Genomic DNA, 26033 nt, shown 5'->3' on the forward strand with positions numbered 1-26033 from the left:
CTATCAACGCGCGATACATGCTGGCAAAATGCTGGCTCTTTGTAGTCGTATTTTGCCTGGAGATTGACCCACCGTGTTCAATGCCTCAAACGCGGATGATGCTCCGCAGCCGCCCAAGGTCCTCGCCACCCCTCTGGAAATCTCCGGCAATCTGCGGATGCTGCAAGACAGTCACGACCCGCTGATCATCACCTTCCACGAGCGCAGCCAGCGGTTCCAGAGTTACCTGGTGGATGTCGATCGCGAAACCAACACCATCGCCCTGGACGAAATGATTCCTCGGGACGGTGAACGTTTCCTACTGGCCGGCGAGCCGTTTCGCGTCGAGGGTTTCCATGACGGCGTGCGCATCGCGTGGGAGGGCAACGGCCCATTGACCATTCAGGAATCGAGCGATGGCCGCTGCTATCGCGGCGCCTTGCCTGAAGAAGTGGTTTATCACCAGCGCCGCAACGCCTTCCGGGCCGCATTGAAACTGGCGCAACTGGTGAACGTGGAGTTGGGTGGCGACAAGCTCAAATCACCGGTGAATGGCAAGCTGCTGGATATTTCCGCAACCGGCTGCAAGCTGCGCTTCGATGGCGATATCACTGAACGGCTGCAGCTGGGCCAGGTTTACGAGCGCTTCATCGCCGCCCTACCGTTTGGCAGCATGACCGCGCCGGTGGAACTACGGTACCTGCATTTCGAAGAGCGGATCAACACCACGTTCGCAGGCGTGCGCTTCCATAACATCAGCGGCCTGGTACAACGCCAGGTGGAACGCTTCGTGTATCAATTGCAGCGTGAAGCCCGTCGGTTCGATAAAGACGACTTCTGATTTCCGGCGCGCTATAAAAAAACGGGCAATCCCTTTGCAAGGATTGCCCGTTTTTTTTATGCCGGTCTCAGGGCCTGGCCTGAGTGAAATCGGACGGTGGCAGTTCGTCGTCGGCGCCTTCGGTGACCGGCTCCAATTCAGGTTGAGGCTCGGGCTCGACGTCCGGATTGGGCGAGGCCTGCATCTGCTCCTGCACCACTTGCTCGTCGACCCGCGGATCGAGGCACGCCACCAAGGGTGAACTGGTCATGTTGTCCGGCATGGCCACGTGATGCAGCGGCGCGTCGTCGACCTGGTGCAGGTTGGTGACCGCTTTCGGCCGGATCCGCCATACCAGCAGCAACGCAAACAGGGCGAAAAAGCCATAGAGCATCTGGCTGCCGTACAGCTTCATCAGCACCCCGGCCACCAACGGGCCGATGCTGGCGCCCACGCCGTAGGTCACTAACAGCATCGCGGTGAGCGACACCCGGCGATCACCCTCGACGTGGTCATTGGAAAACGCGACCGCCAGCGGGTACAGGCAAAACTGCACCAACGAACAGCAGAAACCAGCGATGAACAATACTTCCAGCGGCGCCTTCGACAGGATGGCCAGCGGCAAGGCACACACCACCAGGGCCAGTGCGAAGCAGCGGATCAACAGGGCCCGATCGTAACGATCCGACAGCCAACCCAGCGGCCATTGCACCAGCAGGCCGGCAAAGATGCAGCAGCCCATGAACAAGCCGACCTGCTCGGTACTCAGGCCCTGCTGGGAGGCGTACAGCGGTGCCAGCCCGTAGAAGGAGCCGACGATCAGCCCGGAGCCCAACACCGTGGTCAACGATTGCGGTACGCGCTTGATAAAGAAGCGCGGCTCCATCGGCGCCGGATGCAACGGCGCCGGGTGAATCCGCCGGGTCAATGCCACTGGCACCAGGCACAGGGCGAAACACAACGCCACCAACATCAGCAATTCAAGGCCCAGGGCCGGATGCATGACCAGGATCAGTTGGCCCAGCACCAGCCCCAGGTAGGAAGCAATCATATAGCCGCTGAACACTACCCCGCGTTGCTTGGCATCGGCCTGCTCGTTGAGCCAGCTTTCGATAACCATGTACTGGCACATCATGCCCAGGCCGACAATCATCCGCAGCACGATCCAGGCCGGCAGCCAGTTCACCAGGCCATGGCCCAATACCGCCGCACCGACGATCCCGGCGCAAGCCGAATAGGCGCGAATATGCCCGACGCGGCCAATCAGCCGGTGGCCGATCTTGCCGCCCAGCACCAGGCCGAAATAGTTCGCCGCCATCAGCGCACCGACCCACAGGCTGTCCACGTTGTCGGCGGCCAGGCGCAGGGCCAGGTAAGTACTCAGAAGGCCTGAGCCGATGAGCATCATCAGCGAGGCGAAATAAAGCGCTCGAAAAGGTTTCCAGATTTGGCGCATCGGCGTTCCGAGCGGCTCCTTGAGGTAAGTAAGGGCTATCTTTGGAAGATAGCCCGAATGCGACGGTTCGTTATGCCTGGGCCGCCAAAACGCGCCGCTCCCAGGGCGTGATTTCGTCAAAGAAACTGGTCAGTTCCAGGGTTTTGGAGGCAACGTAACCTTCGATGAACTCGCTACCGAACAGTTCCTTCGCCAAGTGGCTACGCTTGAGACGTTCAAGCGCTGCATGCAAGGTACATGGCAAAGACAGATTCTCCGGCACCTCGAACTCGCCCTGGATCGCGGCAGCCGGTTCCAGGCGATTCTCGATGCCATGGAGCCCCGCCGCCAGACTGGCGGCAATCGCCAGGTAAGGGTTGGCATCGGCTCCCGGCAAGCGGTTCTCGACCCGCCGGGCTACCGGCGCACTCGCAGGAATGCGCAGCCCGGCCGAACGATTGTCATGGGACCAACAGGCATTGTTTGGCGACGCGAATGGATGGCAGAGGCGGTGGTAGGAATTCACGTTTGGCGCGAACAGCGCGGTGAAATCCGCCATGCCGGCCTGCTGCCCGCCAATGAAGTGCCGGAACGTCGCGGTCGGCTCGCCCGCATCGTCGCTGAATACATTGCGACCGCTGCCCAACTCGACGATGCTCTGGTGAATGTGCATCGAACTGCCCGGCGTTCGCGCCAGCGGCTTGGCCATGCAGACCACCGTCAGGCCATGCTTGAGGGCCACCTCCTTGAGCAAATGCTTGAACAGGAACGTCTGGTCGGCCAACAGCAGAGCATCGCCGTGGAGCAGATTGATTTCAAACTGGCTGACGCCCATTTCATGCATGAACGTGTCGCGCGGCAGGCCTAGCGCCGCCATGCATTCATAGACTTCGGTGAAGAACGGTCGCAGGCCGTTGTTGGAACTGATACTGAACGCCGATTGGCCATCTTCGCGACGACCATCCAGGCCCATCGGCGGCAGGAATGGCTGGGAAGGATCCGGGTTGGGCGCGAACACAAAAAACTCCAGCTCCGTCGCCACTACCGGCGCTAGCCCGAGCGCCGCATATCGAGCGATCACGGCCTTGAGCTGACCACGCGTCGACAGAGGTGAGCTTTCGCCGCTGAGCTCATCGGCGTCGCAGATCGCCAAGGCGCGCGGCGGATGGCTCCACGGCAGCCGGTGGATCTGCTGTGGATCGGCCACCAACGCCAGGTCGCCGTCGTCACTGCCGTAAAAGCGCGCTGGCGGATATCCGCCCATGATGCATTGCAGCAGCACACCGCGCGCCATCTGCAACCGCCGGCCTTCAAGGAAGCCCTCGGCGCTCATTACCTTGCCCCTGGGTACGCCATTCAAATCCGGCGTGACACATTCAATCTCATCAATGCCCGTCAATCGCTGTGCGAGTGAACACTGGCCATCGGTCGTCATGACGCAATCCTTGTTATGTGCGAGCCGCGAACGGCAACCCGTACAAAATAGGCTCCGGCTGTTCGGAATATCAAGCATCCCGAGACAATAAACATCTGACGGGGATATGGACAGCTCAGGGCAGGTAAAGCCTGAACACCCCACCGCCCAGCACACCGCCATTGGCAATCTCGGTATGCCCGCTCAAGCCGCCACGCTGATGCAACCCGGCGATCCTGGCGGCGAAATACAGGCCAAGGCCGGTGCTGCCGCTGCTGTGGTTGATGCCCTGCACATACTCGGCCTGGCGCTCAATCATTTCGGCCGGGTAGCCTTCGCCGTCGTCATTGATGGTCAGCACCAATTGCCCAGCCTCGTCGCTCACGCTGATCAACAACGCCTGGCGCGCGTGGCGAATGGCATTGTTGATCATGTTGTCGAGCACCGACGCGATCAGCTCACGGTCGAAGAAACCCAGCGGGCTCAGCGGATCGACCTCATAGGTGGCCATGATCCCGCGACTGCGGAACACGTCCTGATGGCCGGCCAACTGCGCTTCGATGAAGTCATCCAGTTCGTGGTAGGCCGGATGCAGCGGCAATTGATTCACGCCCAGCTTGTACAACCCGAGCAACTGCACCAGCAGCCCATTGAGATGGGCAAACTCGAACTCCATCACGCCCTGCTCCGAGGTCTGCCGCGCAGGTCCCGGCAGGCGCTCGAGCCATTGCGTATGAGCCTGCATGAGCAGGGTCAGGGAGTTTTTCATGTCATGCACGGTAGACGCGATCACCGTGGAGAAATCGAGAGCTTGTTCGCTGTCATTCATCGCCAAATGCCTTGCTTCGCAGTTTCTGATAACGCGCAAAACGCGCATCGGTGTCGGGCATCATGCCCACCAGTTTCAGGCAGGCACGGCATTCCTGCAGCAGCTGCGATTCAACACTGGTATCGGTGCCGTGCAGCAGGGATTGCGCCATGTTCAGGGCAATACTGATGTTCTTCGGCTGCAGCTTCAGTGCACGCCGGAACAATTCCCGCGCCTCAGGCAACGCGCCGGTCTTGTAGACACGCACGCCTTCGCGATTCAGCTCGGCGGCGGCGTTGCCCTGGTTAAGGATATTCGGGTCGTCGGTGAGCTTGGCAATGCCCTGCATCACGGTCGGATCATCGCCATAGATCTCCGCGCAGTTCTTGAGCATCGATTCGCCGGCGCTGGTCTGGCCGAGCATCTGTAGCTGCTTGGCCACCAGCAGCGCGGCTTCGGCACTCATGAACTGTTCCATGCCGTCGAGACGCTGCAAGGCTTGCTCGGTGAGCTTTTCGGCGGTTTCGGCATCATTGAGCAACAGGCTCGTTGCTTTCATCAGCCGCGCCCGGACCTGCAGGCCCGGATCGCTGGGGTTATCTTTCGCCACCGCGCTAAGCGTGGTGTTGATTTCCAGCCTCGTCCGGGTGTCCAGGCCCTTCTCGCTGCCCTTGCTGATCAAGGCATGGGCCAGGCCAAGGTTGCTCTCCGGATCCTTGAATCGCGATTGCGCCCCCTGCCCGACCGCCTGGCGATAGGCTTTTGACGCGGTCTCGTAATCCTCGTTGGTCATCGCCAGCTTGCCCAGCAGCGACTGCCGACGCACCGCCAACGGCGACAACCGCACCGCTTCCTCCAATACGTTCTGGGCCTGCTTCGTGTCGCCTTCAGCCACCAACACGTCGGCCATGCCGTCGTACAGGGCCGGCATCATCGGAAAGACTTTCAGGGCTTTTTCATAGACAGCCTTGGCTTCGCCTATCTGCCCGCGCTTGAACAACAACTTTCCCAACCCCGCGTACGCCCACGGCAACGGGCGATCCGCGATGATGGAGTTGTACAACCGCTCAAGGGCCTCGTTCTGATTCAGGTCGCGCAGCGCATCGGCCCGATAACGCAGGCACAGTGGGCCGTAGCGCGGGTCCTGCTTGCACAGGGCGATGCAAGCATTGAGCACTTCCATCGGCTTGCCACGATCGAGCGCCTGCAGGATCGGTTTGAGCAACGTTTTGCGCTGCTCCAGGCGCTCCAACCGCTGGGCCAGGCCGGAGCGATTGAATGGTTTGGTCAGGTACGCATCCGGCTCATGTTCCAGGGCGCTGAGCACCATGGCCTGGCTGGTCTCGGCGGTCACCATGAGAAACACGCTCTCATGGCTGATCAACTTCTCGACCATCAGGTCTTCCAGCACCTGCTGGCCGTTCTTGCGCCCGTCGCCCAGGTGATAATCCTGCAAGATGAAGTCATAACGCTTCTGCGAACACATGCGCAGCGCCACTTCACCGGTATCGGCGGTGTCCACGTCCTTGACGCCCAACTCCCGCAACATCGACCGGACGGAGCTGCGGAAATCCGAGAAATCATCGACGATCAGAAAACTTTTTTGGTGGTACGCCAGCATCGAGGATGTCCAGGCAAATAAGAAAATGAACTCAATGGCAAAACAAACGAAACACCGCCTCACGGCCGGCAAAGCGCGCAGATGATAGACAGCCGCGACGCATACCGCGAGCCGTTCCAGGACGCCGGGACGTCAGGAAAGGAGACTCATCGGGTTATCGGCCGCAAACGGGGTTCCGTTAGAAGATCGTGGGGACTTGCAGGGCTGCGGGATAATAATGGTGTCCCAGGGCAGGTTCGAACTGCCAACCTTCCCCTTAGGAGGGGGATGCTCTATCCAATTGAGCTACTGAGACACGGGTCGACCACGAGAAACGCGGTGCGTTGGACGGCGAGCATGTTAACGGCCACTCTCGCGTTTGTCATGTCGTCGCTGCCTATTAAGTGTAGGCAAATAGTACGACCCTTACGCCACGCCAAGGGAAGGCCGCCCAAATATGGCGCCATTCATCTATCCACAGCCCCCGGGCCTAGTAAATCGGCCTTTTGCCACTATCCTATACGTAACTAGAAAGGCAGACGTTTAGTTGCGTATCGGTTATCCGCCCAACGGTATGGCACAACGACACGATGCAGTGGTCACAAAATGCGGAACCTGTGTGTTTTTCAAACCAGTCCGCATTTTTTGAGAAGAGTACTGGCATAACGCCTTTACCCGGATCAGAATTTGTCACAGAATTGGCGCCAATGATCTGGCAATTTTGAGGCATGATGCGGCCTCTTAACATTCAGGTTGAACATTTGGCAACGGGCCTTGTCCTATCGACATCCTGCGGCCAATCCCCAGAACCGCTCCCCTGAACTAACCGGTTAAATAAATATGCGCCCATTGAAACAGGCAATTTATTCCAGCCGTACGGCTGACAAGTTCGTCGTGCGTCTGCCAGACGGAATGCGGGAACGCATTGCCGAGGTGGCTCGTAATCATCACCGCAGCATGAACTCTGAAATCATCGCGCGCCTTGAGCAAAGCCTGATTCAGGAAGGTGCGTTGGGTGAAGAATTGAGCATGCGCCTGGACAGCCCGGAGCTGTCGCTGCATGAGCGCGAGTTGCTTCAACGCTTCCGACAACTCTCCCATCGCCAGCAGAACGCCCTCGTTTCGCTGATTGCTCATGATGCCGAAATGGCCGCTGACGCGTCCTGATCGTGTCCAGGGTAATAAAGCCAGCTTAACGCTGGCTTTTTTTTCGCCCGGCGTTTGGCGACCAGGGGAGGCGGGGAAACCATCGCCCAGAAAAAAACCCGCCAGCCAGGCGGGCTTCTTGATAAGCCACTCAGAGCAGGAAAATCGTCGCCAAGCCCAGGAAGATGAAAAACCCGCCGCTGTCCGTCATGGCGGTGATCATCACGCTCGCACCCATTGCTGGGTCGCGCCCCAGGCGCGCCAGGGTCATGGGGATCAAGACGCCCATCAGCGCGGCCAACAGCAGATTGAGCGTCATCGCCGCAGTCATGACCACGCCCAGCGACCAGCTGCCATACAGCAAGTACGCCACGACCCCGATCACCCCTCCCCAGATGACGCCATTGATCAACGCAACGGCCAGTTCCTTGCGCATCAAACGCGATGTATTGCCGGTACTGACCTGGTCCAATGCCATGGCGCGGACAATCATGGTGATGGTCTGGTTGCCGGAGTTACCTCCGATACCGGCAACGATGGGCATCAACGCCGCCAGTGCGACCAGCTTTTCGATGGAGCCTTCGAACAGGCCGATGACGCGGGACGCGACAAAAGCCGTGATCAGATTGATCGCCAGCCAGGCCCAACGGTTACGCAAGGACTTCCAGACCGAGGCGAAAATGTCCTCCTCTTCCCGCAGACCCGCCATGCTGAGGACTTCGCTTTCGCTTTCCTCACGGATCAAGTCCACCATTTCGTCGATGGTGAGACGGCCGATCAGCTTGCCGTTCTTGTCCACCACCGGCGCAGAAATCAGGTCGTAACGTTCGAATGCCTGGGCCGCATCGTAGGCGTTTTCGTCAGGATGGAAGCTCACAGGGTCGCTGGCCATCACCTCGGCCACTTGCTTCTCCGGATCGTTGACCAAAAGACGCTTGATAGGCAGAACGCCTTTGAGCACGCCGTCATAATCGACCACGAAGAGTTTGTCGGTATGGCCCGGCAATTCCTTGAGTCGCCGCAGATAGCGCAAAACCACTTCAAGGCTGACGTCCTCGCGGATCGTCACCATCTCGAAGTCCATCAGCGCACCGACCTGCTCCTCGTCATAGGACAATGCCGAACGCACACGCTCGCGCTGTTGACCATCAAGAGCTTCCATCAGCTCATGGACAACGTCGCGTGGCAATTCGGGAGCAAGGTCGGCGAGCTCGTCGGCGTCCATCTCCTTGGCCGCTGCGAGAAGCTCATGGTCATCCATGTCTGCGATCAGGGTTTCACGAACCGAGTCGGACACTTCGAGCAGGATGTCGCCGTCGCGATCGGCCTGGACCAATTGCCAGACGGTCAGACGCTCTTCCAGCGGCAAGGCTTCAAGGATGTAGGCAACGTCGGCCGAGTGCAGATCATCGAGCTTACGTTGCAACTCGACGAGATTCTGCCGATGTACCAGGTTCTCGACCCGATCGGAATGCGGACCTTCCTGGCGATGCGTGAGGTCTTCCACGACGCGCTGGCGATGCAACAGCTCAACGACTTGAGCGAGGCGATCCTGAAGACTTTCCTGCGTTTTTTTTACTTCTATTTCAGTCATAGGCGAACTCCACTCCCAGCAGTGGAGCACGCCGGAAGGATCAATCAGTTAATTCATGATTGGCAAAAAGAGATATTGAGTAACTACTGGGTAAGTCCATGAAGATATTCCAAAGCCCCGGCGGGGCTGACGGGCGCAATCATACACCGCTTGGCGCCGTAACACGTTAAAAAATCATGGCAAGAACAAGTGCTTGCGAGACAAACCTGAACACAGGCTGAACGTCTGTTTCTACGACGACTTATCCTGAAAAGAAAACACAGCCCCAGGGAGAAATGTCACAGCTATCCTTTTTTATTTACCGTCAAGGAGGACGGCAGCATGCCCGTAAGCCGCTATCTGTTTCTGCTCGCCACCCTGCCCTGCCTGCCTCTCTGGGCTGCCGATCACGTTGTGCACCGCTGCGAAAACAGTGCTGGGAAAATCACGTTCACAACCCTCAGTTGCGAGCCGGGAGAAACCCTGACAATGCAGCAGGTTCATACATACAGCCCGCCCCCTATCGAGCCGATGCTGCCCGAAGCCGAAGGTCGGCAAACATCCAGCAACAAAACCAGACGCAAGGAACCGACCATTGTTGGCCAACTCGAGGACAGCTGTGGAAACCAGATCAACACCAACCAGCGCCGCGAAGCCATCCTGAAGCGACGAATCGTTGTAGGCATGAGCGAACAAGACGTCGTCAGCGCGCTTGGCAAACCGGATACGATCAAGGTTCGAAATTCGAGCACTCGGTACACCTACAAGACACAGAAAGGTCGGAGCGCAGAGGTCGTGTTCGACGAGAAGGGATGCGTGAAAGGCAAATCGTAGACAGCAAAAAGCCCGCGTTAAACGCGGGCTTCTTGGTGTATGGTGCACTCGACAGGATTCGAACCTGTGACCGCTCGGTTCGTAGCCGAGTACTCTATCCAGCTGAGCTACGAGTGCAAGTTGTGGTTTTATACCAGATCACAACTGGTTGAAGCCAAGTTATTTGCATTGCTGCAAGCAACTCTTAAATGGTGCACTCGACAGGATTCGAACCTGTGACCGCTCGGTTCGTAGCCGAGTACTCTATCCAGCTGAGCTACGAGTGCATTTGTTGCCGCGCATTATAGGTCGCCGAATCTTTTTGTAAAGCGCTTTTTTCAGTAATTTCAATCACTTACCGATCAAGCAAGATAACAGCGCACTAAACGAATAATGGCGGAGAACGGGGGATTCGAACCCCCGACACCCTTTTGAGGTGTACTCCCTTAGCAGGGGAGCGCCTTCGGCCACTCGGCCAGCTCTCCGCAACACGGGGCGTATATTAACCACCTTCATCCCCGTTTGCAAACATAAAAATCGATAAAAATTAATGGCTTGGTTCGTCGTCCTTCTCTTTCTTGATACGCAGGTAGATTTCCTCCCGGTGCACAGCGACCTCCTTCGGCGCATTGACGCCGATACGCACTTGGTTTCCTTTGACGCCGAGCACGGTCACGGTGATTTCGCCATCGCCAATAATCAGGCTCTCTGCGCACCGACGGGTCAGAATCAGCATACGTTTCTCCTCACGCGATTCAGTTCAGGAACAACAGTCTGCAAAAAAAGGGCATGGGTCCTACAACCGAAACGCTCGCGGCCCACAGGCCTAGTATTGACCAGCGGGTGCAAAAGAACAGTTTTGGAACATGCCATTCAGAAAAACAAAGGGCGCGGTCGAAGCCGCGCCCTCAGGCAACGCCTTACTCGCCCTGTCGGGCTGCGGCGTCGAGTTCAAAAGCCGTGTGCAGGGCGCGCACGGCGAGTTCCAGGTACTTCTCCTCGATCACCACGGAAACCTTGATTTCCGAGGTGGAGATCATCTGGATATTGATGCTTTCCTTGGCCAGGGACTCGAACATGCGACTCGCCACGCCCGCGTGGGAGCGCATGCCAACACCAACGATCGAGACCTTGGCAATCTTGGTATCGCCCACCACTTCCCGGGCGCCAATCTCGTCGGCCGTCTTCTTCAGCACGGCTTCGGCGGACTGGTAGTCGTTGCGGTGCACGGTAAAGGTGAAGTCGGTGGTGTTATCGTGCGCAACGTTCTGCACGATCATGTCGACTTCAATGTTGGCGGCACTGATCGGCCCCAGAATCTTGAAGGCCACGCCGGGAGTGTCTGGCACGCCACGGATGGTCAGCTTGGCTTCATCGCGGTTGAAAGCGATGCCGGAAATGATCGGCTGTTCCATGGATTCCTCTTCATCAATAGTAATGAGGGTGCCCGGACCCTCCTTGAAGCTGTGCAGGACGCGCAGCGGAACGTTGTACTTGCCGGCGAATTCAACCGCGCGGATCTGCAATACCTTGGAACCGAGGCTGGCCATTTCCAGCATCTCTTCGAAGGTAATCTTGTCCAGGCGCTGAGCCACGGGCACAACCCGTGGGTCGGTGGTATAGACGCCATCCACATCGGTGTAGATCTGGCACTCGTCAGCCTTGAGGGCTGCTGCCAGCGCGACACCAGTGGTATCGGAACCGCCACGACCAAGGGTGGTGATGTTGCCGTGCTCATCCACGCCCTGGAAACCGGCGACAACCACGACACGACCGGCCTTCAGGTCACCACGAATTTTCTGATCGTCGATCTGCAGGATACGCGCTTTGTTATGCGCGCTGTCCGTCAGGATACGGACTTGGTTACCGGTGTAGGACACCGCCGGCACGCCACGCTTGATCAGCGCCATGGCCAGCAAGGCGATGGTCACCTGCTCACCAGTGGAAACGATCACATCCAGCTCGCGGGGGACCGGTTGCTGGTCGCCGCTGATTTGCTTGGCCAGATCGATCAGACGGTTGGTCTCGCCGCTCATTGCCGACAGCACGACCACCAGGTCATCGCCAGCGTCACGGAATTTCTTAACCTTGTCGGCGACTTGTTCGATTCTCTCGACGGTGCCGACCGAGGTGCCTCCAAATTTCTGTACGATCAAAGCCATTTCAAAGCCGCCTCTGCCCGTGAAGGGCGCCCAAATAATCACTCAACAGCGGCCGGGTCCGCCTTGGCGAACCCGGGGCGCCGCCTTAAATACCCTGCTCTACAAATGCAACGGTCTGGGCCAATGCCGCGTCCAGGGCGCCGGCATCGGTACCGCCGCCTTGCGCCATGTCTGGACGACCTCCGCCCTTCCCGCCCACTGCCGCAGCGGCCTGCTTCATCAAATCACCGGCTTTGAGTTGGCCAGTCAGGTCTTTGGTCACGCCTGCGACGAGAACCACCTTTTCCTCATGGACACCGCCGAGCAGGATCACTGCGCGGCCGAGTTTGTTTTTCAGTTGATCGACCAGCGCCAACAAGGCCTTGCCGTCTTGGCCGTCGAGACGCGCGGCCAGCACTTTCACGCCCTTGACGTCCACGGCCTGGGCCGACAGATCGTCGCCCGCGGCGCTGGCGGCCTTGGCCTGCAACTGCTCGAGTTGCTTTTCCAGCGCGCGGTTGCGCTCCAGCACGGCCGACAGCTTGTCGATCAGGTTGTCGCGGCTGCCCTTGATCAGGCTGGCCGCTTCCTTGAGTTGTTCTTCCGCCGCGTTGAGGTACGCCAGCGCCGCTGCGCCAGTGACGGCCTCGATACGTCGCACGCCGGAGGCCACGCCGCCTTCGCTGATGATCTTCAGCAGGCCGATGTCGCCGGTGCGATTGGCATGGATGCCACCGCACAGCTCAACGGAGAAGTCGCCCATGCTCAGTACACGGACACTGTCGCCATACTTCTCGCCGAACAGCGCCATCGCGCCCTTGCGCTTGGCGGTCTCGATATCGGTTTCTTCGGTTTCTACCGGTGAGTTCTTGCGGATCTGCGCGTTGACAATGTCTTCCAGCGCCTTGATCTGCTCAGGCTTGATGGCTTCGAAGTGGCTGAAGTCGAAGCGCAGGCGCTGGCTGTCCACCAAGGAGCCTTTCTGCTGGACATGCTCGCCCAGCACCTGGCGCAACGCTGCGTGCAGCAAGTGCGTGGCGGAGTGGTTCAGGGAAGTCGCGTGGCGAACCTCGGCATCGACATGAGCGGCCACTGGGGCGGCGATCATCAGGCTGCCGGAAGCCAGCACGCCGTGGTGCAGGAAGGCACCGCCGGTCTTGGTGGTATCGCGTACATCGAAGCGCGAGTTGCCCGCCTGCAGGTAACCGCTGTCGCCGATCTGGCCGCCGGATTCGGCGTAGAACGGTGTCTTGTCCAGCACGATCACGCCTTCCTGGCCTTCGCTCAGGATGTCGACCGACTGCCCATCCTTATAGATGGCGACGATCTTGGCCGAACCGGTGGTCGCGGCGTAGCCGGTGAACTCCGTCGCCACGTCAACCTTGACCACGCTGTTGTAGTCCATGCCGAAGGAGCTCGCGGAGCGCGCACGCACACGCTGGGCTTCCATCTCGCGCTCGAAACCTTCCTCGTCGAGGGTAAGGTTGCGTTCGCGGGCGATGTCGCCAGTCAGGTCCATCGGGAAGCCGTAGGTGTCGTACAGTTTGAACACCACATCGCCCGGGACCACGTTGCCCTTGAGTTCGGCCAGGTCCTGCTCGAGGATCTTCAGGCCTTGCTCCAGGGTCTTGGCGAACTGCTCTTCTTCGCCCTTTAGCACGCGCTCGATATGCGCCTGTTGGGTCTTGAGTTCCGGGAAGGCTTCGCCCATCTCGGCCACCAGCGCCCCGACGATCTGATAGAAAAAACTGCCCTTGGCGCCCAGCTTGTTGCCGTGGCGGCAGGCGCGGCGGATGATCCGGCGCAGCACATAACCGCGGCCTTCGTTGGAAGGCAGTACACCGTCGGCAATCAGGAAGCCGCAGGAACGGATGTGGTCAGCGACTACTTTCAGCGAAGCCTGGTTGTCGTTGGTGCAGCCGATGGCCTTGGCCGACGCGCTCAGCAGGCTCTGGAACAGGTCGATTTCGTAGTTGGAGTGAACGTGCTGCAGCACCGCGCTGATCCGCTCCAGGCCCATGCCGGTGTCCACCGACGGTGCTGGCAGCGGATGCAACACGCCATCGGCGGTGCGGTTGAACTGCATGAAGACGTTGTTCCAGATTTCGATATAGCGGTCACCGTCTTCTTCCGGCGAGCCCGGTGGGCCACCCCAGATGTCGGCGCCGTGATCGTAGAAGATCTCGGTGCAAGGGCCGCATGGGCCGGTGTCACCCATGGTCCAGAAGTTATCCGACGCGTAGGGCGCACCCTTGTTGTCGCCGATGCGCACCATGCGCTCAGCCGGGACACCGACGTCCTTGGTCCAGATGTCATAGGCTTCGTCGTCGGTGGCATAGACCGTTACCCAAAGTTTTTCCTTGGGCAGGTTCAGCCATTTGTCAGACGTGAGGAACGTCCAGGCAAAAGTAATGGCGTCACGCTTGAAATAATCACCGAAGCTGAAGTTGCCCAGCATCTCGAAGAACGTGTGGTGACGAGCGGTATAGCCGACGTTTTCCAGGTCGTTGTGCTTGCCGCCGGCGCGCACGCACTTCTGGCTGCTCACCGCACGGGTGTAGGCACGTTTTTCCTGGCCCAGGAAGCAGTCCTTGAACTGGTTCATCCCCGCGTTGGTGAACAGCAGGGTCGGGTCGTTGCCCGGAATCAAAGAGCTGGAGGCTACTCGGGTGTGGCCTTGCTCTTCGAAGAAGCGAAGGAAGGCTTCACGGATTTCTGCGCTTTTCATTAGGTTCTTCCACGGAGGCTGCGGCCAAAGGCCTGTGCAAAACGTCAACAGACGGAGCAACGGCAAAGGGCCGCATTATATCGGCCCTTCGCGTGGGGTACAGCGTGTTTATGCGATAGAAACTATCAATTACCCCGGTTCCCGGGTCATTGGCGGGAAAATTCGACGAAAGTGGTGATCACGTGATCGATTTGCGCCGCACTCACGTCCATGTGCGTCACCATTCGCAGCCGTGAAGCCGCGCTGAGCTTGACGCCCCGCTCATCGGCAAACGCCTTGATCGCCTCGGCCCGCTCACCCATTTGCACGTAGACCATGTTGGTATGCACCGGCTCGACCTCGTAGCCCGCCGCGCGTATGCCTTCGGCGAGCCTCTGAGCATTGGCGTGGTCATCAGCCAGGCGCTGGACGTTATGGTCCAGGGCATACAGCCCCGCCGCAGCGAGGATTCCGGCCTGGCGCATCCCCCCGCCAACCATTTTGCGCAGCCGGCGGGCCTTGCCGATCAACTCGACCGTGCCACACAGGACCGAGCCCACCGGAGCACCCAGCCCCTTGGACAGGCACACCGACACCGAATCGAAATGTTGGGTGATTTCCCGGGCATCGACATTCAGCTTGACGGCGGCGTTGTACAACCGTGCCCCGTCCAGATGAAGGGCAAGCCCATGCTCCTGGGTAAAGCGCCGGGCTCGGGCCAGGTAATCCAGCGGCAGCACCTTGCCCTGCATGGTGTTTTCCAGGGCTAGCAGTCGTGTGCGGGCAAAGTGGAAATCGTCGGGCTTGATCGCCGCCGCGACGTGCGCCAGGTCTAACGAGCCATCCGCCTGCACTTCGAGAGGTTGCGGCTGGATCGAACCAAGCACCGCCGCGCCGCCGCCCTCGTATTTGTAGGTGTGGGCTTGCTGGCCGACGATATATTCGTCGCCGCGCTCGCAATGGGCCATCAACCCCAGCAGATTGCTCATGGTGCCTGAGGGCACGAACAGTGCCGCGGCAAAACCCAAGCGCTCGGCGAGCTCGGCTTCGAGACGGTTGACAGTCGGGTCTTCGCCATACACATCGTCGCCGGTCGGCGCGCTGGCCATGGCATCCAGCATGCCGGCGGAGGGTTGGGTGACCGTGTCGCTGCGAAGATCGATAACACTCATGAATCTGGCCTCGGGTTCTGGTGGGGAAAATTCCCTTTCTAAGGGCAATTACTGCGGGCATGGCGCGGAATAATCAAGCCCAGGACCACACGAACCATCCAAATCACCTGTGGTAGCGAGCTTGCTCGCGATGGCGGCAGTACGTCCACATCGATGCAAGCTGAACCACCGCTATCGCGAGCAAGCTCGCTCCCACAGGGGCTTATGTGTTAAAAATCCTCCGCCATCACAAAATGTGTCGGCAAAACGTTCTCAGGGCGGGGTGCAATTCCCCACCGGCGGTAATTGCGCGCAATGCGCATAGCCCGCGAGCGCTTGGCACTACACGGCTTTCGCGGTGCAGCGGCAAGGTCAGCAGACCCGGTGTGATCCCGGGGCCGACGGTTATAGTCCGGATGAAGAGAGAACGGGATCGACACCCAAGGGCCGACTGCGACTCTGCGCGCGGCGTACCCTCGAATCCCCTTCGATTCATGACGCCCTGTTTTTTACACAAACAGGAACCAGAACATGCAACCCACCGCAATCGACAGCAAGACCAAAACCCATCCGGGCGAGCGCGTCGCGTTCATCCAGGCCTGCTGGCACAAGGAAATCGTCGACCAGAGCCGCAAAGGCTTCGTCGCCGAAATGATCAGCCAGGGCTACCAGGAAAGCGACATCGACTTCTTCGAAGTCGGCGGTGCCTTTGAAATCCCACTCCACGCCAAGTTGCTGGCCAAATCCGGCCGTTACGCCGGTATCGTCGCTGCCGGCCTGGTGGTGGATGGCGGGATCTACCGCCACGAGTTTGTCGCCCAATCGGTCATCAGCGGCCTGATGCAGGTCCAGCTGGAAACCGAGGTACCGGTGTTCTCGGTCGTGTTGACGCCGCATCACTTCCATGCAGGCGAAGAACACCAGAAGTTTTTCTTCGAGCACTTCGTACACAAGGGTCAGGAAGCGGCGAAGACGTGTGCCGATACGCTGCATAAGACTCGGGCGTTGCGTCGCAGTGAGCAGCGGGCGGTAGCGGTTTAAAAGCCGCTAAAAAACCTGTGGGAGCGAGCTTGCTCGCGATAGCGGTGCTCCAGCCGACATCCTTGTGGCTGACACTCAGCTATCGCGAGCAAGCTCGCTCCCACAGGGGTTCAGCGGCGTGCGTGAGATTTGGGTCAGACCAAACCTTCATCCGTCGCTGGCACGATCAGGATGCCGGCCCGCAAACCATTCTTCACCTTGGGGTTCGGGAAGATGATCCGGGCGCCCTCTTCTTCGATCACCCAGCGGGTCTGGGCGATGTCTTCGGCCAGCACATAGCCTTTATCCAGCTCCGAGAAATTCTCGATGTCCGCGGGCAGATTCAGGCGGAAGCTGTCGCTGTGCTTGATGATTTCCCGCGCCACGCTGAACAGTTGCAGGCCGTCCAGGCTGTCCTCCAGCTCGGGCTCATTGCCTTCGATGATCTGCTGCAGACGGGTTTCCAGCAAGTTGACGTTGACGCCGTCGTTTTGCCCGAACGGCCGGGCCTTGCCCAGTTCCAGGGTGAAGGACTCGGCACCGAGCTGGTCGTAGGTGTAGGCGCTGAATACGATGGAGGGCTTGTTCTGCAGCAACACCGCTTCCATGCCCGCCGCGCGCAGGCGCGCCAGCTCACGGCGTGAGTGCTGGCGGCCTTCTTTCCAGGGGTACAGGGCGAACTGCTCGATCTTCGAGCCGCGAATGGCGGTGTGCAGGTCGTAGTGCAGACGGCTGCGGTCCGGCACGCTGAAAAAACTTGCGGCCAGGCGCTCCAGCTCACAGGCGCGCAACGCCTCGGGCCCGCCACTCAACTCATGGCGACCATTGAACAGCCGGTTGACGTCCTGCTCGACAAAGCGCTCGCCGCGACGGATTGCCTCGGGATTTCCGAACAGGAACAGAATGCGCGCCCGGGGCTTCAGGTCGCCACGGGCAATGTCATGCAACAGCCGGTCAAGCAATTCGATCGGCGCGGTTTCGTTGCCGTGGATACCCGCCGACAGCAGCAGGTCCAGGCCATTATCCCGGGCTTCGGGCGGCTTGACCTCCAGCGCGCCCTCGCTCAGCCAGCGCATCCGTACGCCTTCGACAGTCAGTTGAGTCTTCTCCGCCGGTTCACGGCCGGCGAGGGTCAGTTCAAGCAGTTTGCCGAGGGCGAGCATAATGCGGTTTCCTTAATGGTCGTGGCCGCAATCCGGGCCATGGACATGGTCATCGTCGCCGACGTCCGCCGGTTCCATTTCCAGTTGCAGGCTGACCAGGTTGGTCGCCAACGGACGCAACAGCAGGTTGGCGTATTCCTCGTCTCCTTCCTCCACGTCGACGCCGATCAGCAACTGACCACGGCCGTCCTGCTGGATCCACAGTTCCTTGCCCTGCCACATCACCGCGACGCGGGTGCAGGAGGTTTCCAGTTGCGTGCCGTCGGTGTCTTCAAGAATCAGCTGCAGGGTATCGCTCATGTTTTTACATTCTCGTCTGGGGATAAGGCAACGCGCCCTGCTTTGACTGTAGTCAGGTCGCGCGCGCTTTCAATTGATCTGGAAAGGATAGACCGAGCCAAGTTTAAGGATTTGTGTCAGCTCATCCAGGGCCGACCGGCATTCAAGCAGCAACTGCGGGTCCGCCAGGTCGTTTTCGGCCATGCGGTCGCGGTAGTGGCGCTCGACCCACTGGGTCAGCGAATCGTACAGCGGCGCGGTCATGATAACCCCTGGGTTGACGGCGGCCAGCTCGGTTTCGTTCAACGCCACGCGCAACCGCAGGCACGCCGGGCCGCCACCGTTCTGCATGCTTTGCTTGAGGTCGAAGACCTTCACTTCCCGGATGACCCCGCCAGAACCCGTCAGGCCTTGCAGGTACTGCCAGACGCGTTCGTTGCTGCGGCACTCTTCCGGCACGATCAACAGCATCGAGCCATCGGGACGCGAAAGCAATTGGCTGTTGAATAAGTAGGAACGCACCGCGTCATCCACGGTGACCGCCGAACGCGGTACACACACCGACTGAAATTTCCCACCAACCTTGGCGAGTTTGTTGCTCAGCTCGGCCAGCATCTTGTCGGTCTCGAGGAACGCATCCTCGTGATAGAACAACACCTCGCCATTGCCCACTGCGATCACGTCGTTGTGGAAAACCCCCTGGTCGATCACCGCCGGGTTCTGCTGGGCGTAGACCACGCCCTCTTCGCTCAAGCCGTGCAGGCGGGCGACGGCGCGGGACGCTTCGAGGGTCTGGCGCGCCGGGTATTTCTGTGGCGAAGGGAAACGGCTGTCGAATGCACTGCGACCGAACACGAAGAACTCGACACCGGCTTCGCCATAGGCGCGACAGAAACGCGTGTGGTTGGCCGCGCCTTCGTCGCCGAACTGTGCCACCGCCGGCAATGCGGCGTGGTGGGCGAAGTGTTGCGCGTTGGCAAACATCGCCCCCAGCACACGACTGGTGGTCGGGTGTTCGATGCTGCGGTGGTATTTGCAGTTGAGGTTGGCGGCGGTGAAATGCACGCGACCGTCAGCCGTGTCGGCGCTCGGGCTGACGGTGGCGGCATTGGCTACCCACATGCTCGAGGCCGAGCAACTGGCAACGAGCAGCGGCATGGCTTCTTTGGCTGCCTGCTGGATGACCTGGGCATCGCTGCCGGCAAAGCCCAGCCGGCGCAAAGCCGCTACGTCCGGGCGCTCCTGCGGCGCCAGCACCCCTTGCTGGAACCCCATGTCCATCAGCGCTTTCATTTTCGCCAGGCCTTGCAATGCCGCTTCCTTGGGGTTGGAAGATTGCTGGCTGTTGCTCTGGGAGGCGACGTTGCCGTAGGAAAGCCCGCCGTAGTTATGGGTCGGCCCCACCAGACCGTCAAAGTTGACTTCATAGGATTTCATCAGCGAGGCTCCACGAGAATCTGTTTTTATAGGCATCAGTAAAGACCGCAGTGCGGGCTTCGTCGGATCGCCGCCCGGAGCAGGCTCGCTCCCACAATGGATTGTGCAAATCCCTGTGAGAGCGAGCCTGCTCGCGAAACGGACTACACCATTTTTACGCCAGGCGTCAGGCTCGCCGGCATGACCAGGCTCGGCGTTTCCAGGGAAGCCACCGGATACGCGCAATAATCCGCCGCGTAATAAGCGCTGGCGCGGTGGTTGCCCGAGGCACCAACGCCGCCGAACGGCGCGCTGCTGGCGGCGCCGGTCAGTTGTTTGTTCCAGTTGACGATACCGGCGCGGCTTTGCAGCCAGAACTGCTCGTAGCGTTCCTGGGAATCCGAAAGCAAGCCGGCGGCCAGGCCATATTGAGTATTGTTGGCTTCGCTGATCGCGCCCGCGAAATCCTTGTAGCGAATGACCTGCAGCAACGGCCCGAACAATTCCTCGTCGGGGCGCTCGGCCACGGCAGTGACATCGAGGATCCCTGGCGTCAACAACGCAGCCTGGGGTTGCGGCTGGGTCATGGCCAACAGCGGCACGGCGCCCTTGCCCAGTAAATGGTTTTGCGCATCCATCAGAGCCTTCGCGGCGGCAAGGGAAACCACCGAGCCCATGAACGGCGCCGGTTGCTGGTCGAAGGCCCCGACGTCGAGGGTCGAGCTGACCTGCACCAGGCGCGCCAGCAAGGCATCGCCCCAGGCGCCTTCCGGCACCAGCAAGCGGCGCGCGCAGGTGCAGCGCTGGCCGGCGGAAATGAATGCGGACTGGATGATGGTGTACACCGCCGCATCGACGTCGGCCACCTCATCGACCACCAACGGATTGTTGCCACCCATTTCCAGGGCGAGGATCTTGTCCGGGCGACCGGAGAATTGTTGGTGCAGAAGATTGCCGGTACGGCTGGACCCGGTGAAGAACAGCCCGTCGATCCCTGGTTCCGCCGCCAGGGCAATACCGGTTTCCCGCGCGCCTTGCAGCAGGTTCAACACGCCTGCTGGCAGGCCCGCCTCCTCCCAGCACTTGACCGTCAGCTCGGCGACTTTCGGCGTCAGCTCACTGGGCTTGAACAACACGCAATTGCCCGCCAACAGCGCAGGCACAATGTGCCCGTTGGGCAAGTGACCAGGGAAGTTGTAAGGACCGAACACCGCCACCACACCGTGGGGCTTGTGGCGCAGCACGGCGGTAGCGTCGCCCAGAGGGCCGCTTTTCTCGCCGGTGCGCTCGCGGTAGCTCTGCACTGAGATGGCGACTTTGTTGATCATGCTGGTGACTTCGGTGGCGGCTTCCCACAAGGGCTTGCCGGTTTCCTCACCAATGCAACGGGCCAATTCGTCAGCGTGCGTCTTCAGGGTGTCGGCGAACGCTTCCAACACCTGGATGCGCTCATCCAGCGAGCGTCGCGCCCAGTCCGGGAATGCCTGGCGCGCCGCCTGCACGGCGGACTCCACCTGCGCCGCCGTCGCGCCTTTTCCAGACCACAGCACTTGCTGGGTCACCGGGTTCAACGACTCAAAGACGTCGCCCTGGCCTTCCAGCCAACTTCCAGCGATGTACAACGATTTCATTATTTCGACTCCCGAGCGGCAGACAACGCCACGGCACGCACCTGGTCGCCAGCGTTGAGTTGAAGACGTTTGGCGGTCAGTGGATCGACCACCAGGGTGCCCGCGGCGAAACGCGCCGGCGCCGCCGTGATGCGGCAGTCCTGGCATTTGCGGTTATGAATGAGAAATGGCGTGGCGTCATCGCCGGGCGTGCCAACGGCCAGAACCAGCGCCTGGCTGTCGCGGATCGCGCGGATCTTGCCGGTCTCGCACTCGATGGCCGGGCCAGCGTCGAAGATGTCGACGTAGCCCTGGTAACTGAATCCTTCGCTCTTGAGCATCGACAGCGCCGGCTCGGTGTCGGGATGGACCTGGCCGATCACGGCCCGGGCGTCCTCGGACAAGAAGCAGGTGTACAGCGGGAACTTGGGCATCAGCTCGGCGATGAACGCTTTGTTACCGACCCCGGTCAGGTAGTCGGCCTGGCTGAACTCCATCTTGAAGAAGTGCCGGCCCAGGCTTTCCCAGAACGGCGAGCGCCCGTTGTCGTCGGACATGCCGCGCATCTCGGCAATGATCTTGTTGCCGAACAGCTGTGGGAATTCGGCGATGAACAGCAGCCGCGCCTTCGCCAGCATCCGGCCATTGAGGCCATTGCGGTAGTCCGCGTGGAGGAACAGCGAGCACAGCTCGGAATTGCCTGTCAGGTCGTTGGCCAGGAACAACGTCGGGATCTCCCGATAGATGTTCAGCTCTTGGGAAGCACTGACTGTCAGGCCAACCCGGAAGTTGTACCAAGGCTCACGCAACCCCACGGCGCCTGCGATGGCGGAAATACCCACCACGCGACCGTCATCGTCTTCGAGCACGAACAGGTAGTCCGCGTCGCCACGCCCAGCTTCGCCGCGAAAGGTCTTTTCGGCCCAGCCAACCCGATGGGCCAGACGCTCTTCATTGGCCGGCAAGGTGGTCAGGCCGGTGCCGGTACTGCGGGCCAGGGCGATCAGAGCGGGTAAATCGCTGCTGCGTACGGGACGAACGATCATGCTATCTCCTCGAACGGGCCGCTCATGCCACCCGCGAAAACTGCTGTTTAAACCGCTACCAGGCGCACGCTGGCGCCTTCGCCAACACCCAGGGCTTCGGCTGCTTCCATGTCCAGCGTCACAGGTTTGCCTGGCGCGTAGTCGAGGTCGAGCAACACGGCGCGGTAATCCTGGAGTTGGGCATTGGCCACCAGGTACTGCCGACCGGCGCCCTTGACGGTTTCGCCGATCTTCACCGGCACCACGCGGCTCTGGGCGATCGAGCGGATCCCCGAGACGCGAGCGTGCAGGGTCGGGCCGCCGTCAAAAATGTCGATGTAGTGATCGGTCTCGAAACCCTCGCGCATCAGGATGTCGAAGGTGATCTGCGCGCGCGGGTGGACCTGGCCCATGGCTTCCTGGGCGGCATCCGGCAACAGCGGCACGTAGATCGGGTAATGCGGCATCAGCTCGGCGAGGAAGGTCCGGCTTTTCAACCCGCACAGGCGCTCGGCTGCGGCATAGTTGAGGTCGAAGAAGTTGCGACCGATGGCGTCCCAGAATGGCGAGTCGCCGTTTTCGTCGCTATAGCCGACGATCTCGGTCACCACCGAATCGGCGAAACGCTCCGGGTGGCTGGCGACAAACAGCAGACGCCCGCGCGAGTTCAGCTCCGACCACGGCGAACCCACCAGTTCCGGGACCACGTAGAAGCTGGTCAGCAAGCTATTGCCGGTCAGGTCGTGGCACTGGGAGAGTACGTGGATCTTGTTGTGGATCTTCAGCTCACGGGAAGCGTGGACGAAGGTCTCGTTGCGGAAGCTGTAGAACGGTTCGGAATAACCCGCCGAAGCGACAATGGCCGAACAGCCGGCCAATCTGCCGGTGGCAGTGTCTTCGAGAACGAAGAAATAACTTTCTTCACCATTGAAGCTGACTTCGGCGGCAAACGAGGCCTCGCTTGCGGCGATCTTGTCGCTCAAGCGTTCCACGTCATCCGGCAAGGAAGTGACACCGATCGGGCTGTCCGCAGCCAGACGCTGTACCTCGCCCAGATCAGCCATTTGCGCGGGGCGCATCACCAGCATGGTGTCACTCCTTAACTTGAAATAAAGGGTTCGACCGTAAGATCGATACACAGAAAAAAACTAAACGAATACCCTGGCCCATGACTACATTTGCGGCGGTCTTCGATTTTTCAGCCACTGCAAGACTCCTGTGGGAGCGAGCTTGCTCGCGATAGCGGTGTGTCAGTCACTTTGATACTGGCTCATCCGCCGCCATCGCGAGCAAGCTCGCTCCCACAAGGGATCCAGTCCAGCTTCAGCCTTGGGTCAACTTCACCGCGGCCCGCTCGAAGCGGTCCAGGCCGGCGTCGATGTCGGCGTCTTCCACCACCAGGCTCGGAGCGAAGCGGATCACGTCCGGGCCGGCTTGCAGGATCATCAGGCCTTCCTGTTCGGCGGCGTTGAAGATGTCCTTGGCCTTGCCCTTCCAGGCGTCGTTCAGCACGCAACCGATCAGCAGACCCAGGCCACGCACTTGGGTGAACAGGCCGTACTTCTCGCCGATCTGCAACAGCCGGGTCTTGAATTTGTCGTGCTTGGCCTTGACGCCATTGAGCACTTCAGGGGTATTGACCACATCGATTACCGCTTCGGCCACCGCGCAGGCCAGCGGGTTGCCGCCGTAGGTGGTGCCGTGGGTGCCGACGACAAGGTGCTTGGCCAGCGCTTCGGTGGTGAGCATCGCCGCGATCGGGAAACCGCCGCCCAGGCTCTTGGCGCTGGTGAGGATGTCCGGGACCACGCCGTAATGCATGTAGGCGAACAGCTCGCCGCTACGGCCCATGCCGGTCTGCACTTCGTCGAAAACCAGCAGTGCGTTGTGTGCATCGCACAGTTCACGGGCGCCCTGCAGGTAGGCCAACTCGGCCGGCAACACACCGCCCTCGCCTTGGATGGGTTCCAGCACCACAGCGCAGGTCTTGTCCGAGACCGCCGCTTTCAGAGCCGCCAGGTCGTTGTAAGGAACGTGGGTGATGCCCGTGATTTTAGGGCCGAAACCATCGGAGTACTTCGACTGTCCGCCTACGTTGACGGTGAACAGCGTCCGGCCGTGGAAACTGTTGAGCGCGGCGATGATTTCATATTTTTCGCTGCCGAACCGATCGAACCCGACCCGGCGGGCCAGCTTGAAAGCGGCCTCGTTGGCTTCGGCGCCGGAGTTGCAGAAGAATGCGCGCTCGGCGAAGGTCGCATCGACCAGTTTATGCGCCAGGCGCAGGGCTGGCTCGTTGGTGAACACGTTCGATACGTGCCACAGCTTATTGGCCTGCTCGGTCAGTGCACCGACCAGCGCCGGGTGGGCATGGCCCAGTACGTTGACCGCGATACCGCCCGCAAAGTCGATCAGCTCGCGACCGGACTGGTCCCACACGCGCGAACCGGCACCACGCACAGGAATGAAGGCTGCAGGTGCATAGTTGGGAACCATCACCTGGTCGAAATCGGCGCGTTGTACCGCGGCTTGCTCAACGGACATCGGAGTCTCCTGAAGAGGAACACCCGCCTGGAACTGGCGAGCTTGGTAAGGATTGTAAGGACAGTTTTCAGCCCGGCCTTGCCGCCAAGCGACAACTTCTTATAGCGCCAACCCACGTTTTGCGCGGGTTTACGGCAATGCGACAAATAGCGTCGCAATGGCGCAGTTTAAACGTTGCCGGTGTATTTGAGGCACCTGCATCCACATTTCCGCTGCCAGGCACAAAACACCTGTGGGAGCGATCTTGCTCGCGATGGCGCAGTGTCAGTCACCTTCAGCATTGACTGACACTCCGTCATCGCGAGCAAGCTCGCTCCCACAGGTTTTGTGTTGACCGCTCTATCCGCAGTCTTACCATTTAGCCGCGCTCGGACGGCACCGAGGACAATTCGAACGGGCTGCTGCTACGCCGCTGGTTGCGATCTTCCCGCGGCGTCGCGCCGAAGAAGTTGCGGTAGGCGCTGGAGAAGTGTGGCCCCGAGGAGAAACCACAGGACAGGCCGATCTGGATGATGGATTTGCTGGTCTGCATCAACATCTGCCGAGCCTTGTTCAGGCGCAGCTCCAGGTAATACTGGCTCGGCACGCGATTGAGGTACTGCTTGAAGATCCGCTCCAGCTGCCGGCGGGACACGCACACATGTTGGGCGATCTCGTCGGTGGTCAACGGCTCTTCGATGTTGGCTTCCATCAACAGCACGGCCTGGGTGAGCTTCGGATGACTGGAACCCAAGCGGTTCTGCAACGGAATACGCTGGCGCTCGCCGCCTTCACGGATGCGCTCGACCACCAGTTCTTCCGACACCGCGCCAGCCAGTTCGGCGCCGTGGTCCCGGGCCAGCACCGCCAACAGCAGATCAAGCACCGACATGCCGCCGCAAGCGCTCAGGCGATCGCGGTCCCAATCAAACAAATGGCTGGTGGCGATGACCTTGGGGAAGCGCTCGGAGAAGTCATCTTGCCAGCGCCAGTGAACGGCAGCTCGATAGCCATCGAGCAAACCCAACTGCGCCAGCGGATAGACGCCAGCGGACAAACCGCCGATGACGCAACCCGCGCGCACCAATTGCTTGAGGGCGCTGCTCAGCGGCGAGGCCAGCGTCGTTGGTGGCTCGTCGGCCACCAGAAACAGTTTCTGAAGACCTTCGAGCTTGCCGACCCAGGATTCACCGGGTAACTGCCAAGCGCCCTCGGCCGGTGGCTCGGCTTGCAGGAACGACAATTCGTAGACCACGTCCGGATGCACGCGCTGGGCGACACGCAAGGCCTCCTCGGCCAGCGCCAGCGTCAAGGCTTTAGTGCTGGGCCAAATCAGGAAACCTATTCGATGGGCAGTCATGGCGGGCAATCCGAAGCGAAAACAGTGTTAAAGCCGAAAGCGGCTGCAAC

The 26033-nt window shown here is 60.2% G+C and carries 21 protein-coding genes, 4 tRNA genes and 1 riboswitch; of the genes, 4 read left to right on the forward strand and 21 right to left on the reverse strand.

Features of this window, described 5'->3' with window-relative positions; translation table 11 throughout:
• Positions 1-73 precede the first annotated feature (73 nt).
• Positions 74-820, forward strand: a complete 747-nt coding sequence (locus tag M1D68_RS18975) for a flagellar brake protein (RefSeq protein ID WP_420767488.1) — start codon at positions 74-76, stop codon at positions 818-820.
• A gap of 67 nt (positions 821-887) precedes the next feature.
• Here the strand turns inward: M1D68_RS18975 and M1D68_RS18980 are convergent, their stop codons facing one another.
• The 5 genes from M1D68_RS18980 to M1D68_RS19000 all read right to left on the reverse strand — a co-directional run bounded on the left by M1D68_RS18980 (position 888) and on the right by M1D68_RS19000 (position 6372).
• Positions 888-2255, reverse strand: coding sequence for an MFS transporter (locus M1D68_RS18980; RefSeq protein WP_420767489.1), 1368 nt, complete (start codon positions 2253-2255; stop codon positions 888-890).
• Between the two features lie 70 nt (positions 2256-2325).
• Positions 2326-3567, reverse strand: a complete 1242-nt coding sequence (locus M1D68_RS18985) for a glutamine synthetase family protein (protein WP_457970764.1) — start codon at positions 3565-3567, stop codon at positions 2326-2328.
• A gap of 217 nt (positions 3568-3784) precedes the next feature.
• Positions 3785-4477, reverse strand: coding sequence for a sensor histidine kinase (locus M1D68_RS18990; RefSeq protein WP_457968032.1), 693 nt, complete (start codon positions 4475-4477; stop codon positions 3785-3787).
• The gene (locus tag M1D68_RS18995) at positions 4470-6077 is read right to left on the reverse strand and encodes a response regulator (RefSeq protein ID WP_420767491.1); all 1608 of its coding nucleotides are present in this window, start codon (positions 6075-6077) and stop codon (positions 4470-4472) included. The genes M1D68_RS18990 and M1D68_RS18995 overlap by 8 nt, the downstream gene beginning before the upstream one ends.
• 218 nt (positions 6078-6295) lie before the next feature.
• Positions 6296-6372 (reverse strand) — tRNA-Arg (locus M1D68_RS19000).
• Between the two features lie 524 nt (positions 6373-6896).
• On the opposite strand from M1D68_RS19000, the gene M1D68_RS19005 reads away from it, so the two are divergent.
• Positions 6897-7223 (forward strand): Arc family DNA-binding protein, encoded by a 327-nt coding sequence (locus tag M1D68_RS19005; protein ID WP_003178899.1) that lies wholly within the window; start codon positions 6897-6899, stop codon positions 7221-7223.
• A 130-nt stretch (positions 7224-7353) separates the two neighbouring features.
• On the opposite strand, the gene mgtE is transcribed toward M1D68_RS19005, so the two are convergent.
• Positions 7354-8796 (reverse strand): magnesium transporter, encoded by a 1443-nt coding sequence (mgtE, locus tag M1D68_RS19010; protein WP_420767492.1) that lies wholly within the window; start codon positions 8794-8796, stop codon positions 7354-7356.
• 321 nt (positions 8797-9117) lie between these two features.
• On the opposite strand from mgtE, the gene M1D68_RS19015 reads away from it, so the two are divergent.
• Positions 9118-9609, forward strand: coding sequence for a cell envelope protein SmpA (locus tag M1D68_RS19015; RefSeq protein ID WP_434560227.1), 492 nt, complete (start codon positions 9118-9120; stop codon positions 9607-9609).
• A gap of 40 nt (positions 9610-9649) precedes the next feature.
• Here the strand turns inward: M1D68_RS19015 and M1D68_RS19020 are convergent.
• The 7 genes from M1D68_RS19020 to ltaE form a co-directional block, all read right to left on the reverse strand.
• Positions 9650-9726, reverse strand: a tRNA-Arg gene (locus M1D68_RS19020).
• 72 nt (positions 9727-9798) lie between these two features.
• Positions 9799-9875: transfer RNA gene (locus M1D68_RS19025), tRNA-Arg, on the reverse strand.
• 107 nt (positions 9876-9982) lie between these two features.
• A tRNA-Ser gene (locus M1D68_RS19030) sits at positions 9983-10073 on the reverse strand.
• Positions 10074-10135: 62 nt separating this feature from the next.
• Positions 10136-10324 (reverse strand): carbon storage regulator CsrA, encoded by a 189-nt coding sequence (gene csrA, locus M1D68_RS19035; RefSeq protein WP_003178872.1) that lies wholly within the window; start codon positions 10322-10324, stop codon positions 10136-10138.
• 184 nt (positions 10325-10508) lie between these two features.
• Positions 10509-11750: an aspartate kinase gene (locus M1D68_RS19040; protein ID WP_039591870.1), complete on the reverse strand. Its 1242-nt coding sequence runs from the start codon at positions 11748-11750 to the stop codon at positions 10509-10511.
• Between the two features lie 85 nt (positions 11751-11835).
• Positions 11836-14457 (reverse strand): alanine--tRNA ligase, encoded by a 2622-nt coding sequence (gene alaS, locus M1D68_RS19045; RefSeq protein ID WP_445570785.1) that lies wholly within the window; start codon positions 14455-14457, stop codon positions 11836-11838.
• A gap of 146 nt (positions 14458-14603) precedes the next feature.
• A complete protein-coding gene (gene ltaE / locus M1D68_RS19050; protein WP_457968033.1) occupies positions 14604-15608 on the reverse strand; it encodes a low-specificity L-threonine aldolase in 1005 nt (334 codons plus the stop codon).
• A gap of 244 nt (positions 15609-15852) precedes the next feature.
• Positions 15853-16020, forward strand: a riboswitch (FMN riboswitch).
• A 98-nt stretch (positions 16021-16118) separates the two neighbouring features.
• Here ltaE and M1D68_RS19055 point away from each other — a divergent pair.
• Entirely contained in the window at positions 16119-16628 is a 510-nt protein-coding gene (locus tag M1D68_RS19055) for a 6,7-dimethyl-8-ribityllumazine synthase (protein ID WP_420767496.1), read from the forward strand.
• 134 nt (positions 16629-16762) lie between these two features.
• On the opposite strand, the gene astE is transcribed toward M1D68_RS19055, so the two are convergent.
• The 8 genes from astE to argR all read right to left on the reverse strand — a co-directional run bounded on the left by astE (position 16763) and on the right by argR (position 25983).
• On the reverse strand, positions 16763-17770 hold the full coding sequence (gene astE, locus M1D68_RS19060; RefSeq protein WP_457968034.1) for a succinylglutamate desuccinylase: 1008 nt from the start codon (positions 17768-17770) through the stop codon (positions 16763-16765).
• A 12-nt stretch (positions 17771-17782) separates the two neighbouring features.
• Positions 17783-18070, reverse strand: a complete 288-nt coding sequence (locus M1D68_RS19065; RefSeq protein WP_003178862.1) for a hypothetical protein — start codon at positions 18068-18070, stop codon at positions 17783-17785.
• Between the two features lie 69 nt (positions 18071-18139).
• A complete protein-coding gene (gene astB / locus M1D68_RS19070) occupies positions 18140-19486 on the reverse strand; it encodes an N-succinylarginine dihydrolase (protein ID WP_434560235.1) in 1347 nt (448 codons plus the stop codon).
• 143 nt (positions 19487-19629) lie between these two features.
• Positions 19630-21099 (reverse strand): succinylglutamate-semialdehyde dehydrogenase, encoded by a 1470-nt coding sequence (gene astD, locus M1D68_RS19075; protein WP_434564138.1) that lies wholly within the window; start codon positions 21097-21099, stop codon positions 19630-19632.
• Positions 21096-22121 carry an arginine N-succinyltransferase gene (gene astA / locus M1D68_RS19080; protein WP_420767500.1) on the reverse strand — a complete coding sequence of 342 codons (1026 nt, stop codon included), beginning with the start codon at positions 22119-22121 and terminating at the stop codon, positions 21096-21098. Before astA ends, astD begins: the two co-directional genes overlap by 4 nt.
• 47 nt (positions 22122-22168) lie before the next feature.
• Positions 22169-23188 (reverse strand): arginine/ornithine succinyltransferase subunit alpha, encoded by a 1020-nt coding sequence (gene aruF, locus M1D68_RS19085; protein WP_420767501.1) that lies wholly within the window; start codon positions 23186-23188, stop codon positions 22169-22171.
• Between the two features lie 235 nt (positions 23189-23423).
• Positions 23424-24644, reverse strand: a complete 1221-nt coding sequence (locus M1D68_RS19090) for an aspartate aminotransferase family protein (protein ID WP_420767502.1) — start codon at positions 24642-24644, stop codon at positions 23424-23426.
• Positions 24645-25002: 358 nt separating this feature from the next.
• Entirely contained in the window at positions 25003-25983 is a 981-nt protein-coding gene (gene argR, locus M1D68_RS19095; RefSeq protein ID WP_420767503.1) for a transcriptional regulator ArgR, read from the reverse strand.
• Between the last annotated feature and the right edge of the window lie 50 nt (positions 25984-26033).

The organism is Pseudomonas sp. R4-84 (assembly GCF_054130985.1).

Excerpts from the sequence above, each read along its gene's own strand:
- ltaE (WP_457968033.1), bottom strand. The coding sequence starts at position 15,608 with ATGAGTGTTATCGATCTTCGCAGCGACACGGTCACCCAACCCTCCGCC.
- alaS (WP_445570785.1), bottom strand. The coding sequence starts at position 14,457 with ATGAAAAGCGCAGAAATCCGTGAAGCCTTCCTTCGCTTCTTCGAAGAG.
- M1D68_RS18995 (WP_420767491.1), bottom strand. The coding sequence starts at position 6,077 with ATGCTGGCGTACCACCAAAAAAGTTTTCTGATCGTCGATGATTTCTCG.
- M1D68_RS19015 (WP_434560227.1), top strand. The coding sequence starts at position 9,118 with ATGCCCGTAAGCCGCTATCTGTTTCTGCTCGCCACCCTGCCCTGCCTG.
- csrA (WP_003178872.1), bottom strand. The coding sequence starts at position 10,324 with ATGCTGATTCTGACCCGTCGGTGCGCAGAGAGCCTGATTATTGGCGAT.
- argR (WP_420767503.1), bottom strand. The coding sequence starts at position 25,983 with ATGACTGCCCATCGAATAGGTTTCCTGATTTGGCCCAGCACTAAAGCC.
- aruF (WP_420767501.1), bottom strand. The coding sequence starts at position 23,188 with ATGCTGGTGATGCGCCCCGCGCAAATGGCTGATCTGGGCGAGGTACAG.
- M1D68_RS18980 (WP_420767489.1), bottom strand. The coding sequence starts at position 2,255 with ATGCGCCAAATCTGGAAACCTTTTCGAGCGCTTTATTTCGCCTCGCTG.
- astB (WP_434560235.1), bottom strand. The coding sequence starts at position 19,486 with ATGAAATCCTATGAAGTCAACTTTGACGGTCTGGTGGGGCCGACCCAT.
- M1D68_RS19090 (WP_420767502.1), bottom strand. The coding sequence starts at position 24,644 with ATGTCCGTTGAGCAAGCCGCGGTACAACGCGCCGATTTCGACCAGGTG.
- M1D68_RS19005 (WP_003178899.1), top strand. The coding sequence starts at position 6,897 with ATGCGCCCATTGAAACAGGCAATTTATTCCAGCCGTACGGCTGACAAG.
- M1D68_RS19055 (WP_420767496.1), top strand. The coding sequence starts at position 16,119 with ATGCAACCCACCGCAATCGACAGCAAGACCAAAACCCATCCGGGCGAG.
- mgtE (WP_420767492.1), bottom strand. The coding sequence starts at position 8,796 with ATGACTGAAATAGAAGTAAAAAAAACGCAGGAAAGTCTTCAGGATCGC.
- astA (WP_420767500.1), bottom strand. The coding sequence starts at position 22,121 with ATGATCGTTCGTCCCGTACGCAGCAGCGATTTACCCGCTCTGATCGCC.
- M1D68_RS19065 (WP_003178862.1), bottom strand. The coding sequence starts at position 18,070 with ATGAGCGATACCCTGCAGCTGATTCTTGAAGACACCGACGGCACGCAA.
- astE (WP_457968034.1), bottom strand. The coding sequence starts at position 17,770 with ATGCTCGCCCTCGGCAAACTGCTTGAACTGACCCTCGCCGGCCGTGAA.
- M1D68_RS18985 (WP_457970764.1), bottom strand. The coding sequence starts at position 3,567 with ATGAGCGCCGAGGGCTTCCTTGAAGGCCGGCGGTTGCAGATGGCGCGC.
- M1D68_RS18990 (WP_457968032.1), bottom strand. The coding sequence starts at position 4,477 with ATGAATGACAGCGAACAAGCTCTCGATTTCTCCACGGTGATCGCGTCT.
- M1D68_RS19040 (WP_039591870.1), bottom strand. The coding sequence starts at position 11,750 with ATGGCTTTGATCGTACAGAAATTTGGAGGCACCTCGGTCGGCACCGTC.